This is a genomic window from Gluconacetobacter tumulicola, from assembly GCF_014174215.1.
GTDB classification, from domain to species: Bacteria; Pseudomonadota; Alphaproteobacteria; order Acetobacterales; family Acetobacteraceae; genus Gluconacetobacter; species Gluconacetobacter tumulicola.
This window is the reverse complement of the sequence record NZ_JABEQL010000001.1, coordinates 247,496-262,673: the sequence shown is the minus strand read 5'-3', so window position 1 is coordinate 262,673 and position 15,178 is coordinate 247,496. Positions and strand designations below refer to the sequence as shown.

The 15,178-nt window shown below is 67.8% G+C and carries 11 protein-coding genes; 4 read left to right on the top strand and 7 right to left on the bottom strand.

Annotation, left to right across the window (positions count from 1 at the left end; translation table 11 throughout):
- Nucleotides 1-4 precede the first annotated feature (4 nt).
- Nucleotides 5-1,432: a TolC family protein gene (locus HLH29_RS01175; RefSeq protein WP_338030149.1), complete on the top strand. Its 1,428-nt coding sequence runs from the start codon at nt 5-7 to the stop codon at nt 1,430-1,432.
- A gap of 56 nt (nt 1,433-1,488) precedes the next feature.
- Here HLH29_RS01175 and HLH29_RS01170 read toward each other — a convergent pair whose 3' ends face one another.
- Nucleotides 1,489-2,580, bottom strand: coding sequence for a D-alanine--D-alanine ligase family protein (locus HLH29_RS01170; RefSeq protein ID WP_182964164.1), 1,092 nt, complete (start codon nt 2,578-2,580; stop codon nt 1,489-1,491).
- Nucleotides 2,581-2,732: 152 nt separating this feature from the next.
- Between HLH29_RS01170 and pdxR the strand changes: the two genes are divergently transcribed.
- Nucleotides 2,733-4,244: a MocR-like pyridoxine biosynthesis transcription factor PdxR gene (pdxR, locus tag HLH29_RS01165; protein WP_182964163.1), complete on the top strand. Its 1,512-nt coding sequence runs from the start codon at nt 2,733-2,735 to the stop codon at nt 4,242-4,244.
- Nucleotides 4,245-4,255: 11 nt separating this feature from the next.
- Here pdxR and HLH29_RS01160 read toward each other — a convergent pair whose 3' ends face one another.
- The 3 genes from HLH29_RS01160 to HLH29_RS01150 form a co-directional block, all read right to left on the bottom strand.
- Nucleotides 4,256-5,029, bottom strand: a complete 774-nt coding sequence (locus tag HLH29_RS01160) for a sulfite exporter TauE/SafE family protein (RefSeq protein ID WP_182964162.1) — start codon at nt 5,027-5,029, stop codon at nt 4,256-4,258.
- Nucleotide 5,030: 1 nt separating this feature from the next.
- Nucleotides 5,031-6,713, bottom strand: a complete 1,683-nt coding sequence (locus tag HLH29_RS01155; RefSeq protein ID WP_182964161.1) for a bifunctional protein tyrosine phosphatase family protein/NAD(P)/FAD-dependent oxidoreductase — start codon at nt 6,711-6,713, stop codon at nt 5,031-5,033.
- Nucleotides 6,714-6,922: 209 nt separating this feature from the next.
- Nucleotides 6,923-7,849 carry an MBL fold metallo-hydrolase gene (locus HLH29_RS01150; RefSeq protein WP_182964160.1) on the bottom strand — a complete coding sequence of 309 codons (927 nt, stop codon included), beginning with the start codon at nt 7,847-7,849 and terminating at the stop codon, nt 6,923-6,925.
- Nucleotides 7,850-7,956: 107 nt separating this feature from the next.
- Here HLH29_RS01150 and HLH29_RS01145 point away from each other — a divergent pair, with 107 nt between their 5' ends.
- Nucleotides 7,957-8,613, top strand: coding sequence for a peroxiredoxin (locus HLH29_RS01145; protein ID WP_182964159.1), 657 nt, complete (start codon nt 7,957-7,959; stop codon nt 8,611-8,613).
- Nucleotides 8,600-9,025, top strand: a complete 426-nt coding sequence (locus HLH29_RS01140) for an ArsR/SmtB family transcription factor (RefSeq protein WP_246373550.1) — start codon at nt 8,600-8,602, stop codon at nt 9,023-9,025. The genes HLH29_RS01145 and HLH29_RS01140 overlap by 14 nt, the downstream gene beginning before the upstream one ends.
- An 86-nt stretch (nt 9,026-9,111) precedes the next feature.
- On the opposite strand, the gene HLH29_RS01135 is transcribed toward HLH29_RS01140, so the two are convergent.
- From HLH29_RS01135 to HLH29_RS01125, 3 genes are read right to left on the bottom strand one after another with little or no spacing between them, the layout of a single operon-like run.
- Complete coding sequence (locus HLH29_RS01135) at nt 9,112-10,572, bottom strand: efflux transporter outer membrane subunit (RefSeq protein ID WP_338030148.1); 1,461 nt, start codon at nt 10,570-10,572, stop codon at nt 9,112-9,114.
- Nucleotides 10,573-10,574: 2 nt separating this feature from the next.
- Nucleotides 10,575-11,750 (bottom strand): efflux RND transporter periplasmic adaptor subunit, encoded by a 1,176-nt coding sequence (locus HLH29_RS01130; protein ID WP_182964158.1) that lies wholly within the window; start codon nt 11,748-11,750, stop codon nt 10,575-10,577.
- Nucleotides 11,743-14,928: an efflux RND transporter permease subunit gene (locus tag HLH29_RS01125; protein ID WP_182964157.1), complete on the bottom strand. Its 3,186-nt coding sequence runs from the start codon at nt 14,926-14,928 to the stop codon at nt 11,743-11,745. The genes HLH29_RS01130 and HLH29_RS01125 overlap by 8 nt, the downstream gene beginning before the upstream one ends.
- Nucleotides 14,929-15,178 lie beyond the last annotated feature (250 nt).

Below are 15,178 nucleotides of genomic sequence, written 5' to 3'. Positions count from 1 at the left end.
TGGCGTGACACGATTTCGACCCGTCCGCCTGTGGCCGGCGATCCTGGCGCTGGGCGTGGTTCTTGCCGGTGGCTGTACCGTAAAGGACAGTGCCGCGCCGCCATCGCGGGTTGTACTGCCTGCACGGTTTGCCGAGGCCCCGGTCACGGGTGGGATGCATGCGGATCTGGGCCGCTGGTGGACGCAGTGGCACGATCCGGTGCTGGATCGGCTGGTCGACGACGCGCTGGCGGCCAATCCGGACCTGGCCGTGGCGCGCGATCATGTTCGGCAGGCGCGCGCCTATGTGGCGGTGGCGCGTTCGGCGCTGTACCCGACCGTGGGGGCGACCGGCGATATCGCGGGTGGCGGGCTGGGCTGGAGCAATCCGGCCGTGCCGACGGCGCTGGCGCCCAATCTGGGCGATCCGGCGACGGATGGGCATCTGGCCGGGCTGGCGGCGGCGTGGGAGCCCGATATCTTTGGCGGTCGTGCCGCCGATCTGCGGGCCGCGCGGGCCGTCGCCCAGTCGGTGGAGGAGCAGCTTCACGGCACGCGCATGCTGGTGGCCGCCGATGTGGTGGAAAATTATGTCGCGTCGGTGGACGATCTGCGCCGTGTGGCGCTGATCGATCGCGCGGCGGCGGTGCTGGATCGCATGGAGGCCTATGCCGGGGCGCGGATGGCGGCGGGGCAGGCGACGCGGGCCGATATCGACGCCATCCGTGCGCGCCGCCGGACGGTGCTGGCGGCGCGGCCGTTGCTGGTGGCCGATGTGGATACGCGGCGGCGGCGGATGGCCGTGCTTTCGGGCCGGCTGCCGGAGCAGGCGCCCGCCATTCCCCAGCCGGCTTTGTTCGTGATCCCGCCCGTGCCTGCCGGCATTGTGCCCGTTGGGGTGATGGAGCGGCGGCCCGATATCCGGGCGCGGCGCGATCTGGTCCAGGCCGCGCTGGAGCGGTTGCGCAGCGCTCGGACCGATCTGCTGCCGCGTTTCGGTCTGGAATTCTTCGGGGGCAACGGGCGGTTGCGTTTTGACGGATTGCCCGGCCTGTCGGGCAGTGGCGGGCTGATGGCGCTGACGACTTATCTGCCGATCTTCACGGCCGGGCGGATTCACGCGCAGATCGATGTCGCCGATGCGCGGCTGGACGAAGCCGTCACGCTGTATGAGCAGGCGTTGCTGACGGCGTTGTCCGAGGTCGAGAGCGCCTATGAAAGTCGTGCGGCCCTGGATGTGCAGGGGCAGGGGTTGGCGGCGGCGCTGGCGGTGGCGCTGCGTGCGGCCGAGGATCGGCTGGGCCTGTTCGACGGTGGGCGATCGACGCTGCTGGATGCGTTGCAGGCGCGGCTGGATGCCGTTGCGATCGAGGATGCGGGGGTGCGGTCGGAGGACGGGCGGGCCATGGCGACGATCAGGCTGGCGGTGTCGTTGGGTGGGGGGACTCTTTGACAAAATAATTGGGGTGCAGGGCCTCAGGCCCTGCCGGGTCCAGGGCAGAGCCCTGGTTAGGGTGCGTCGGTGTGGCTCGGGTGAGCGGCCCGCGCCAGGCCGTGGGCGATCAGGCGTTCGATGATGTCCGCGTAGCTTACGCCGCTGGCCGCCATGGCCCTGGAATACATGCTGATATCGGTGAAGCCGGGGATTGTGTTCACCTCGTTCACGATGATCGTCATGTCCGTCGTCAGGAAGAAATCGACGCGCGCCATGCCGTCGCAGCCGAGGGCCCTGAACGCCTCGGCGGCCATCTTGCGCATTCTGGCTTCGACGTCCGGTGGCAATTCGGCGGGGACCTTCAATGCCGCGCCGTGCTGGTCGATATATTTCGCGTCGTAGCTGTAGAAGCCGTGGCTGGCGGAGGGGGTGATCTCGCCGGGTCGGGAGACGAACACTTCGCCCGTGCTGTCTTCCAGGACGCTGAATTCGATTTCGCGTCCCTGAATGAATTCCTCGGCCAGCAGGCGGCGGTCGTGCCGGAAACCCTCGGCCAGCGCCGGCAGGAATTCCTGGCTGCCGGAGATCTTGCGCACGCCGACGGATGAGCCCTGGCGGGCCGGCTTGAGGAAAAGCGGGAGCCCGATTGCGTTTTCCAGCATCGCAAGATCGGGAATCGCGTCCTCGCCGATGGTGACCGCGCGGGCGACCGGAAGGCCGCTGGCGCGGAGGAGCTGCTTGGCGATCACCTTGTCCAGCGCGGTTGCGGAGCCGAGGATGCCGCAGCCCGCGAGCGGCACCCGCGCCACGTCCGCCATGCCCTGTACGGAGCCGTCCTCGCCATGGAGGCCGTGCAGCACCGGGAACAGGATGTCGATCTTCCCGGCCTCGGCCGCGCGGCCATCGGTCCCGATTGCGATCATGCGCCCGCGACCGCCGGGGACGAGGCAGAGTTCCGTGCCGCTTTCGGGAGTGGAGAGCGTGCCGGCTTCGAACCGGCTCATCAGCCATCGCCCGTCGCGCGTGACGAAAATCGGGACCGCGTCGTATTTCGCGGGCTCCAGGGCCTTCAGGACATTGGTGGCCGACAGCACGGAGACCTCGTGCTCGGTGGAGCGGCCGCCGAAAAGCACGGCGATCCGCAATCTGGTCGGGGGGATTGGCATGAGACCTCCTGAGGCCGGCGTTGAAAGGATGTTGTGAAAACGAACGCGATCAAGCGATGGCATGTTGAAAGTGGATCATTAAAAAGACAGGATCGATTCGATTGAAAGATCCACTTTGGAGGCGGGTCGTGAGCCACTTGGATGACGGACCGATGACTTTGAAGCGGCGGCGGGAAACGCCGTCGGCGGTCTTTCGGCCCGAGATTGATCCGTCCCGGCCGGCGTCCCTGGCGCGGCAGCTCTATGTCGCGTTGCGCGAGGCGGTGGCCGATGGCCGGCTGGAGGCTGGGCAAAGGTTGCCCTCCACGCGTCTGGCCGCGAAGGAATGGACGCTGTCCCGTGGGACGATTGCCGAGGCCTATGACATCCTGATCGCGGAGGGCTATGCCGTCGCCCGCCACGGGTCCGGCACCTACATTACGCCGGAGGTGCCGGAGAGCGTTCCGAAGGGGGGTGGGGGGCAGGCGGTGGCGGCCCCTGTGACCAGCCGCGTGCTGTCGGATGCGGCGAGACGGGTCTGCACCGCCGGGCCCAGTCTGGAACCGCAGAAGCTCCTGCCGTTCGTGACGGGGCGGATGGCCCATGATGAGCGGACGGCGGGGCTGCTGAACCGTATCGCCGGCCGGCACATGAACTACGCTTTCGAAGGCTATGGAGATATCCAGGGAGAACCCGGATTGCGGTCCGCGATCGCCGCCCATCTGGCGGTTTCGCGCGGGGTGCGGTGTGCGGCCGATCAGATCCTGATCACCGCCGGCACGCAGCAGGCGCTTGATCTGGCGTTTCGCATCCTGGCGTCCCCCGGTGATACCGTGATCGTCGAAGACCCCTGTTATCCGCCTGCCAGGCAGTGCCTGGCGCTCAATGGCGCGACGATTGTCGGCCTGCCGGTGGATCAGGAGGGGATCATGACGGAGAGGCTGGCGGAGGGCGCGTTGCGGCCGCCGGCCTTCATCTATGTCACGCCGTCCAATCAATATCCGGTCGGCTCCGTCCTGTCCCTGCCGCGACGGCTGGAATTGCTGTCCTATGCCCGGGACCATGGCTGCTGGATTGTCGAGGACGATTATGACAGCGAATTCCGCTATGACGGGCACCCGATCGCATCGCTCCAGGGGCTCGATCAGGCAGGGCGCGTCCTCTATACGGGGACGTTCAGCAAGGCGCTGCTGCCCAGCCTGCGCATCGGCTATCTTGTGGTGCCGGCCGATCTCGTGCCTGTGTTCAGGGCCGTTCGTCCCGCGCTCGATCGCTGCCCGCCCACGTTTCAGCAGCGTGTGATCGCCGATTTTCTCAATGAGGGATATTTTCCGGCGCATCTGCGCCGCCTCAGGGAGCGTCTGCGCGTGTCGCGGGATCTGCTCGCGGCCATGCTGAGGGCGCGTGTCGCCGAGCATCTTGCGGTCATCCTGCCGGATCAGGGCATCAATCTGACCGTACGCAGTACCGGGACCTGGAGCAGCGATAGCGCCGTTTCGGAAGCCGCGTTGAAGCGTGGCGTCGTTGTCATGCCGCTTTCGCGGATGAATGTCGCCTCTCGCGATACGTCACGATTGATGCTCGGGTTTTCGGGACTGTCGGAGCAGGAGGCGGACATGGGGACGCGGATTCTGGCCGATGTTTTCAGGCGCGGGGCGTTTGTCGGCGGTGCGGCCCGAGCGTGAAGGAAGGCGCGTCAGAGGCTGCGCCAGATCATGTAGGCGGCGACGCAGAAGATGACACCGGAGAAGAAGATGGTCAGCGCGCCGGTGGTGCCGGCCATGGCCCTTGCCGCGCGCATGCCGCCGAAACTGCCGGCGATTCCGCCCAGGATGAACAGCAGGGCGAGATTCCAGTCGATCAGGCCGGAGACCATGTAGCTGATGGCCGTGCTGGCGCCGAAGGCGGCGACGGCGACCAGCGAGGTGCCGATGGCGTTGAGGATCGGCATGCCGGTGGAGGCGACCAGGGCCGGCACGATCAGGAACCCGCCGCCGATGCCGAAAAAGCCCGACAGCAGGCCGGTGCCCAGGCCGGAGGACATGACGCGGGTGATGTTGTGGCGGTTGCAGGCGGCGCCAGGGCAGCCGAGATTGCGGCGCCCGCGCAGCATCAGCGCGCCGACCACCACCATCAGCAGCGCGAAGCACAGCAGCAGCCGGCGCCCGTCCATGGCCTTGCCCAGCGTGGCGCCGGCCAGGGCGCCGATGACGCCGCAACCGGCGAAGATCGCGGCGCAACGCCATTTGACGGTGCCCGCGCGCGCATGCTGCGCCACGCCGGCCAGGGCATTGACCGCGACGGCCAGCGCGCTGGTGCCGATGGCGACGTGCGGGTTCGCGACGCCGACCACATAGACCATCAGCGGCACGGCCAGGATCGACCCGCCGCCGCCGATCAGGCCCAGCGTGAAGCCGACCAGGGCGCCGGAGAGGATATCCAGCGCCAGATGGGCCAGGTCGGCTTGCATGTCAGGCGCCCTGTGTGATCCGGGGGGCGACCATCAGCTCATGCCCGCGCAGCATGGCGTGCCAGTAGAGCGGGGGCATGATCTTTTCCTTGAGGAACCATGCCAGGCGCGTCGGCTGCGTGCCGCGCAGCAGCCACAGGGGCAGGGTCGGCTCCAGCTTTCCGCCGTAGCCGAATTCGGCCAGCACGATCCGCCCGCGTTCGACCGTCAGCGGGCAGGCGCCGTATCCGTCATAGGTCGCGACGGGGGCCTTGCCGTCCAGCGCCGCCAGGACGTTGACCGCCACCACCGGGGCCTGCTTGCGCACGGCGGCGGCGGTCTTGGCGTTGGACGTGCCGGCGACGTCGCCCAGGGCGAAGACATCGGCGAAGCTGGTATGGCGCAGCGTCGCGGGGTCGACGGCCACGAAGCCGTCGGCGCCGGCAAGGGCGCTGCCGCTGACGATGGCGGGGGCGATCTGGGGTGGGACGGCGTGCAGCATGTCGAAGCCGCGTTCGATGCGCGTCGTGCCCTCCGTGGTCGTGCGTTCGAAGGTTGCCACGCGCCGGTCGCCATCGACCGCCACCAGTTTCGAGCGCAGATGGAGGTCGATGCCGTAGCGTTCGATATAGGCCATCAGCGCGGGCACGAAGGCCGGCACGCCGAACAGGGCGGGGGTGGCGGTGTCGAACGCGACGGAGATATCCGTCAGCACGCCGCGCCGGCGCCAGGCGTCGCAGGCCAGGTACATCGCCTTCTGCGGTGCGCCGGCGCATTTGATCGGCATGGGCGGCTGGGTGAACAGGGCGGTGCCGCGCGTCAGGCCCTGTATCAGTTGCCAGGTATAGGGTGCGAGGTCGTAGCGGTAGTTGGAGGTGACGCCGTTGCGCCCCAGGGTTTCGGCCAGGCCGGGAATGGCCGACCAGTCCAGCACCAGCCCCGTGGCCACGACCAGGATGTCGTAGGACAGCGTGGTGCCGTCATCCAGTGCGACCTCGCGCTGCTCGGGCAGGAAACTGGCCACCGCCTGGCGCACCCATGTCGCGCCGGCCGGGATCAGGCCTTCTTCCGGGCGCTTCGTCTGTTCCGGTGTGAACACGCCGCCGCCGACCAGGGTCCAGCCCGGCTGGTAGAAATGGGTCGGGGAGGGCTCGACGATGGCGACGGAGAGTCCGGGCCGGCGGCGCAGGATGCTGGCGGCGGTGGCCAGGCCTGCCGCGCCGCCGCCCGCGATCACGACGTTGAAGCGCCTGGGTGCTTTCTGCCCGCCGGTCGGCTGTGCCTCCGCCGGGGCGGTCAGGCGGGCCGAGAGCGGGGACAGGTCGATCCCGGCATTCCGGCCTGCCGCGAGGATGGCTTCGGCCGGCATTGTGCCGGCCTGTGCCAGCGCCCAGAGCCGTGCGGCCCGGCCGCCGCCCTGGCAATAGGCCAGGACCGGGCCGGGCATGGCGTCGAGCGCCGAACGCATGGCCGCCACCGCCGCCTCATCGGGCGTGCTGCCCGATGGGACGGGAATGGCGGCGAAGGCCAGCCCCCTTTCATGTGCCGCCTGCTCGATGGTGCCGGCCGGGATCTGGCCGGGCCCTTCGCCATCCGGACGGGCGCAGACGATGGCCTTGAACCCGTCGGCGGCAGCCTGGTCCACGTCGGTGATCGACAGTTGCGGAGACACGGAGAAAAGGGGCGTCAGGGAACGGAAAGGCATCGGTGGGGGACCTCTGGAAGGGGAAGAAGGGGTAGTGGGTCGGAGAGGCTGTTTCAAAAGTTCCGATGGTGAGTGGAAGCGTGGCGCCAGCCACGCGTCTGGCGGTGGTTTTTGAGCATCGGAGCGGAGCGGCCTTGTGGGCCGTGAGCACCGAAGCGCAGGAAACCGCCGTCAGGCCGCCGCCAGCGGGGCTTTTGAAACAGCCTCGCTCAGAGTGTGTCGATGGGGATTTTGATGTATCGGGTGCCGTTGGATTCGGGTTCGGGCAGGCGGCCGCCGCGCATGTTGACCTGTACGGACGGCATGATGAGGTTGGGCAGCGAGAGGGTGGCGTCGCGCGCGGTGCGCATGGCGGCGAACGCGTCCTCGGTCACGCCGTCATGCACGTGGACATTGGTCTGGCGCTCGGCGCCGATGGTGGTCTGCCACGCGAAATGGTCGCGGCCGGGGGCCTTGTAGTCGTGGCAGAGGAACAGGCGGGTTTCGTCCGGCAGGGAGAGCAGGCGCCGGATGGAGCGGTAGAGCTGGCGGGCATCGCCGCCGGGGAAGTCGGCCCGCGCGGTTCCGTAATCGGGCATGAACAGCGTGTCGCCGATAAAGGCCGCATTGCCGATGATGAAGGCCATGTCGGCCGGTGTATGGCCGGGAACATGGAGGGCGATGGCCTCGATCCGCCCCACGGTGAAGCGGTCGCCGTCATGGAACAGATGGTCGAACTGCGAGCCGTCGCGCGCGAAATCGGTGCCGGCGTTGAAGATCTTGCCGAACACGTCCTGGACGCGGACGATTTCGGCACCGATGCCCAGCCTGCCGCCGAGCTGCTGCTGGAGCCAGGGTGCCGCGGACAGATGGTCGGCGTGGGCGTGGGTTTCGAGCTGCCAGCGTACATGCAGGCCTTCGGCCCGGACGTAATCGACGATCCGCTGGGCCTCGCTATGGCGGGTCCGGCCCGAGGCGGCTTCGTACTCCAGCACGCTGTCGATGATTGCGGCCTCCCGGGTCTCGGGATCATGCACCACGTGGCTGGCGGTGAAGGTCTGTTCGTCGAAGAAGGTGCGCACCACCGGCGCGGGGATGCGTCCCTGTTCAACATCATGGATCTGCGCGGCGGCTGCCGCCAGCACGGGGTCGGACATCGGGGTCCTCCTGATAATTAATGAAAATCATTAATTAATGCTTCGTAGTTTATTTAATAATGAAACTGTCTTGCGTCAAGCCGGATGGGCGCCTTATGAAATGGGTCATGAGCGATCCTGTTTCTCCGTCCCGTGCCGGTTTGCCGGGCGTTGCACCCAAGATTGGGGATGTGGCGCCGGATTTCAGTGCCCGGACCACGCAGGGCCGTCTGCGCCTGAGCGATCTGCGTGGACGGTGGGTGCTGCTGTTTTCGCACCCGGCGGATTTCACGCCGGTCTGCACCAGTGAGTTCCTGGCCTTCGCGGCGGCTTCCGACCGGTTCCGGGCGATGAACTGCGCCCTGCTGGGCCTGTCGGTGGACAGCCTGTCCGCGCATCTGGCGTGGGTCGAGGCCATTCGCGCCCAGTTCGGGGTGACGATCCCTTTTCCGATCATCGAGGACCCGTCGATGGCGATCGCCCGGGCCTATGGCATGCTGGACGAGACGGCGGAGAGCAGTGCCACGGTGCGGGCTGTGCATGCGATCGACCCTGAGGGGGTGATCCGTGCCGTCGTCTGGTATCCGATGTCGGTGGGTCGCTCGGTGGCGGAATTGCTGCGGCTGGTGACGGCGTTGCAGAGGGTGACGGCGGACGACGTGCTGACACCCGAGGGGTGGATGCCCGGAGACGATACCGTGCTGCCCGCAGTGCAGACGCAGCAGGACGCGGCGGCGGCCGGCCCGGCCTGGTTTATGCGGATGCGGCCGGATGATGCCGCGTGAGTGGGTCCGCATGGGCGGGCTGACGCCGGACGAGGCGCGGCGGGTGGCCGATCGGCTGAAACTGTTCGCCCAGCCGCAGCGGCTGCTGATCCTGTCGCGGTTGCTGGACGGCCCGCGCGCCGTCAGTGTGCTGGAGGATGAAACCGGCATCGGCCAGCCGGTCCTGAGTCAGCAACTGGGCGCGCTGCGTCGTGCGGGAATTATCCGGGCCGAGCGGGAATCGCGCGCCATTTTCTACAGTTTTTCGGACGATGGAGAGGCGGGGTGGGCACGGATGCTGCTTGGCGTGCTGGATGGGCCTCGCGGCCCGGCCGCCATTGCGCAACCCGGACGCCCGCCCGCCCCGCGCGAAGGGCGGGAGGAGGCCGGCGCGGTGTTCGCCCGCGTCGGGATGTCGGCGGATCGGGGATAGACGCGATGGTTCGCGTCTCCGTTTCTGCCTTCATGCCCTCGGAGCCCATGTTCCGCCCCGGCCGGCGGGGGGCTTGTAAATGGCCTCTACAGGATATGGCCGCCGGGGGAGGCGGTCGGGCGTGGGGGAACGGTGCTGGTCCATCCGCCGCCGAGCGCCTTGTAGAGGGTCACGCTGTTGGCCAAGGTCTGGAGTTGCGTCGTGATGCCGCCGAGACGGGCCGTGTACAGGTCGCGCTGGGCGACCAGGGTGGTCAGGTAGGGGTCGTAGCCGGCCTGGAAGCGTGTGATCGCCAGATGGTATTGCCGGTCGTTCGACGCGATCAGGGCGTCCTGCGCGTGAAGCTGCTTAAGATAGGTGTCGCGTCCGGCCAGGGCGTCGGCGACTTCGCGGAAGGCGGTCTGGATCGTCTTTTCGTAGCGGGCGATTTCCTCCTTCCTGCGGGCTTTCGCCACCCGAAGCTGGGCCGTCAGGCGGCCGGCGTCGAAGAGCGGCACCGTGATCTGGGGGGCGACGTTCCAGGCGCCCATGCCGCTCTGGAACAGGCGGGTGATGTTGTTGCTGGCGGTGCCGTTGGCCGCCGTGATCTGGATCTTGGGGAAGAATTCGGCGCGGGCGGCGCCGATATCGTCGTTGGCCGCGCGCAGCACGTCTTCGGCCGACAGGATATCCGGGCGGCGGGCGATCATGTCCGACGGCAGGCCGGCGGGGACGTCCGGAAAACCGGTGACGGAATCAAGGGACGTGATGCCATGCAATGCCCGCATGGTGGCGTCGTCCAGTGGCGTGCCGACCAGCAGCGTCAACTGGTCCAGGGCCTGGGCGCGCTGGCGCGTATAGATTTGCAGGCTGGTTTCGGCATCGTGCAGGGCGGATTCCGCCTGGGCCATGTCCAGCGCCGTGACCGTGCCGGTCTGGTTTGCCTGCCGGACCAGGTCGTAGGTGCGCTGGCGGCTGTCCAGCACCTGTTGCGTCACCAGCACCGCCTGGTTGTCCGCCACCCAGGTCAGCATGCCCGATGCCACGCTGGCGATCAGGCTGAGTTGCATGTTCTCGCGGTTCAGCGCGTCGGCCATGTAGCGGTCGAACGCGGCCTGCGAGGCGCTGCGGATACGGCCCCACAAATCGACCTCGTAGGCCGAGACGCCGAAGCCCACGGCATACTGGCGCATGTAGAACGGGCCGTTCGTCTGCGACAGGCTCCAGATCCTGGCATATTCCTTCTGGACGTTCGCCATGGCGCCGCCGTTCAGGGTGGGGAACAGCGAGGCATTTTCGATGTCGAACTGCGCGCTGGCGGCCTCGACCTGATGCTGGGCGATCCGCAGGTCCTGGTTGTTCGCCAGCGCCAGGGCGATCAGGCGTTGCATGACCGGATCGCGGTAGAAATGCTGCCAGTCGGGCAGGGTGGCGGTGGTCTCGTTGCCGCCGGGCCACGCCGTGGCGATGGCGGGGGCGGGGCGGTGCCAGGCCGGGATCATGGTGCAGCCGGACAGCAGCAGTGCGAGGCCGGCGGCGAGTGAGGCGAGGGGTCTGGTGGGCCGCACCGTCAGGCTCCCTTCGTCTGGGAATCGGGATGGGGCGTGACGGGGCTGCCGTCATGCAGGGCGGAGGGTGGGTGGACGATCAACTGGCTGCCGTCCGGCAGGCCGCCGAGGATTTCGATCCGGTCGCCATAATCACGCCCGACCGTGACGGGATGGATCGTGACGCGGTGGTCGGGCGAGACCGTTTCGACCGACAGCCCGTCGGCTTCGTAATTCAGGGCCTCCGCCGGGATGAGCGTGTTGCCGCCGGCGCGTGGCAGGTCGAAATGGATGGTGGCGTAGAGGCCGGCCGCCAGCCTGCCATCCTTATTATCCAGTTCGATTTCCACCGGCAGCATGCGGCTGTCGCGTTCCAGCGCGTGGCCGGTGCGGGTGATGGTGCCGCTGACATGCACGTCCGGCCGCGCGGGCAGCGAGAGGGTGGCCTGCGTGCCCACCGCGAGTCCGGCGGCCTGGTCCTGCGGCACGTGGACCCGCACGCGCAGCCGGTCGGTACGCGCCACCACGAACAAGGGTGCCGCCTGGATGTTGTCGGCGTTGACCAGGTCGCCGGCCTCGACCGTGCGGGCGGTCACGACGCCGTCGAAGGGCGCGGTGATGGTCGTATAGGCCTGGCGCTGGGCGATGTCGGCCAGGGCGGCGCGGGCAGCGTCCTGTTCGGCCAGCCTTGCCTGCTGGGTGATGCGGTCGACGTCGAAATTCTGCCGGCTGACGGCGCCGCCGCCGACGAGTCCCGCCGACCGCCGCGCCGTGACGCGCGCCAGGTCGAGGTCGGCCTGGGCCTGGGCCAGGGCGGCCTGGGCGCGGGCGACCTGCCGGTCCAGTTCCGGGGCGCGGATCAGCGCCAGGACCTGCCCGGCCTTGACCGGGGTGCCGATATCGACGAACCGCTTTTCGATATAGCCCGACGCCCTTGCGCCGATTGCCGCCGTCTCCAGCGGGGCGGTTTCGCCCGGCAGGTCCAGCGCGATCGGTGTCGTGTCCGCGTGGACGACCGTCGTGAGCACTTCGGGCACCTGGTCGCGGCGGGTATCGGCCAGGGCGCGGACGGCGCGGGCGCGTTCGACATGCGTTACCGCGCCGTAGCCCAGCAGGGCCACCAGGCCCAGGCCGATCGCGGCGCCGGTGGCGCGGCCGCCGCGCGAGGATGGAGCAGGCGGGGAAGGGAGGTCAGACATCGCGATAATCCTCGAGAAGGCGGCTCTCGCGCCGCCGCAGGCGGCTGTAGAGCCAGGGCACCACGAACAATGTGGCGCAGGTTCCCACCATCAGGCCGCCGATGACGGCGCGGCCCAGCGGCGCGTTCTGTTCGCCGCCGTCGCCCAGGCCCAGCGACATCGGCAGCATGCCGATCACCATGGCCAGCGACGTCATCAGGATCGGGCGCAGGCGCGCCTGCCCGGCGGCGATGGCGGCCTCGGCCGCCGAGTGGCCGTCGGCGCGGCGTTCCTTGGCGAAGGTGACGAGCAGGATCGAATTGGCGCTGGCGACGCCGACGCTCATGATCGCGCCCATCAGCGACGGGACGGAAAAGGTCGTGCCCGTGACGAACAGCATGAACACGATGCCGCACATTGCCCCCGGCAGGCCCAGCACCACCACGAACGGGTCCATGAAGGACTGGAAGTTCACGACCATCAGCAGGTAGACGGCCAGTGCGGCGACCATCAGGCCGATACCCAGCCGGGTGAAGGCCGAGCGCATGCTGTCGATCTGGCCCTGCACCGTGATGGTGTTGCCGGGCGATAGCTGGCCGCTGTGGCGGGCGACGATCCGGTCGATGGCGCGTGCGATGCCGCCCAGGTCGCGCCCTTCGACGCTGGCGTCGATATCCAGGACCGGCTGGATGTTGCTGTGGGAGATCACGTTCTGCGCCATGCCGCGCCTGATCGTGGCCACGTTGCTGAGCAATGAGGGCGTGCCGGTTGCGCCGTTGGCCGGCGAGATGACCGTATCCAGCAGGTCGCCCATCCCGTTGACGCGGTATTGCGGCGTCTGCACCGCCAGCGGGTACTGGATGCCGGTGAGGGGATCGACCCAGAAATTGGGCGTGACGGTATTGGACGAAGCCATCGACACCATGACGTTGCGCGCGACGTCGTTCAGCGTCAGGCCCAGATCCTGGGCGCGGACCCGGTCGATGGCGATCAGCAGTTCGGGGGCCGCGATCTGCTGGTGCAGATGCACGTCCACCAGGCCCGGAATCTGCGCGGCCTCGCGCAGGATGTCGCGCATCACCTTGCGGTTGTTGGCCTGGTCGTAGCCGGCGATGCGGATATCGACCTGGGCGGGAATGCCGAAATTCAGGATCTGGGTGACGATGTCCGCCGGCTGGAAATAGAACACGCAGTCGGGGAAGCGCCGGGCCAGTTCGGTACGCAGCGTGCGGATATAATCGGCGGTGGGGTGGTGATGTTCCTTGAGCGCCACCATGATCTGTCCGTCATTGGGACCGATCGTGGTGCCGTCGTCGAACGGCATGGAGTAGCGGAACGGGATGCCGATATTGTCCAGCACCAGGTCGCGCTCGCTGTCCGGCACGACCTGCCGGATCGTGTCCTCGACGCGGTCGAAGATTTTCTCCGTGCTTTCGATCCTTGTGCCGGCGGGGGCGCGGACATGCAGGCGGAATTCGCCGGCATCGATGGCGGGAAAGAAATCCTGGCCGACCTGGGTGGCCACGAGTCCGGCGACGACCAGCATCGCGCCAGCCAGCGCGGGCACTTTCCACGCACTGGCGATCAGCCGGCCCAGCAGGGCGACATAGCGGTCGCGCAGCCGTTCGAAATGATGGTCGAAACGCTGCCCGAAGCGGGCGATGGGGCCTGGCGGCAGCCCGGCGTCTCGGCGTCGCCGGGCCTGCTCTTCCTCGGCGCCCAGCAGCAGGGCGGCCAGGATCGGCACCAGGGTCCGGCTGATGGCGTAGGAGGCCAGCATGGCATAGACCACGGCCAGCGCCATCGGCGTGAACAGGAAGCGCGACGGGCCGGTCAGGAATTCCACAGAGACGAACACGCAGGAAATCGCCAGCGTGGAGACCAGGGTCGGCAGTGCGATGCCGGCGGCGCCGTCCAGCACGGCAAGCCGCAGGTCGGCGCCGTCGTGGCGGAGGCGGTGGATGTTCTCGATCGTGACCGTGGCGTCATCGACCAGGATGCCGACCGCCAGCGCCAGGCCGCCCAATGTCATCAGGTTCAGCGTCTGGCCCGTCATCGACAGGATGGCGATCGAGGACAGGATGGCCAGCGGGATCGATGCCGCGACGATGAGCGTCGAGCGCCAGCTGGCCAGGAAGGCCAGGATCATTGCCGCCGTCAGCAGGCCGGCGATGACGGCTTCCGACGCCACGCCGGAAATGGCGGCCTTGACGAAGACGGACTGGTCGAACAATTCGTCGATCTTCATGCCCGGCGGAGCGGCGGCGCGGGTGACCGGCAATACCCGGTCGCGGATGGCATTCACTACGTCGAGCGTCGAGGCATTGCCGGCCTTCATGATCGACAGCAGGACCGAGCGCCGCCCTTCGCGCCGCACGACATTCTGCTGGACCGCCGTGCCGTCGCGCACCTGGGCCACGTCGGCGATCCGCACGATGGCGCCGGTCTTCGGGTCGCGCTTCAGGGGTACCTGGTTCAACTGGGCCGCGATGTCGGGCATGCCGTTCATGCGCAGGTCGTATTGGGTCGGGCCGAACTTCGTCGTGCCGGCGGGCAGGGTCAGGTTCTGCACGTTGATGGCGTTGGACACGTCCAGCGGCGTCAATCCCAGGCCTGCCAGCCTCGTGCTGTCGATATCCACCATGACCTGTCGGATCTTGCCGCCATAGGGGGGCGGCAGCATGGTGCCGGGGATGGGCGCCAGCTGCTGGCGCACGCGATAGATGCCGTAATCGTAAAGCTCGCTCTCGGTCAGCCTGTCGGACGACAGGGAGAGTTGCAGCACCGGCACGGACGAGGCGCTGTACTGCATGATGATCGGCGGCTGCACGCCTGGCGGCAGGAAGGCGCGGATCGAATTCGTGGCCGAGACGGTCTGGGCCACCGCCAGGTCGACATTCACGCCGGGCTGGAAATAGAGCTTCTGCAGCACCAGGCCGGGCGTGGTCTGGCTTTCGATGGTGCGCAGATTGTTGACGAAGAAGCTTTCGGAAAACTCGGTATAGGTGCTGAGGCGTTTTTCCGTCTCGGCCGCGTCCAGCCCGTCATAGTACCAGACGATCGTCACCACCGGGATATCGATGGCGGGAAAGACATCTGTGGGCGTGCGAAAGAGTGCCGTGATCCCCATGAGCAGGATCAGGACGCCCGTGACGAGGAACGTGTATGGCCGTCGGAGCGCGAATGCGACGATACCCATGGGTCTCTCTATGTGATGGATGGACCGGGCGCCCTGGCGCTCCGGAGGCAATGGCGAGGGCGGCCTGCCGAAGATGTCCGTTCATGACGGAGATAAACCGAACAGCTTCGTTGAGGCGCCCTTGTGGTCGGATCATGCAACCTGTGCCGGTTGGAGCGGTAGAGCGATCCGCTCTCGTTCTTGCATGATTCGCGCCTGCCGGTCGGTTTCGGGGGGGCGTGATGGCGAGGGGTGTCGTCATATCATTATG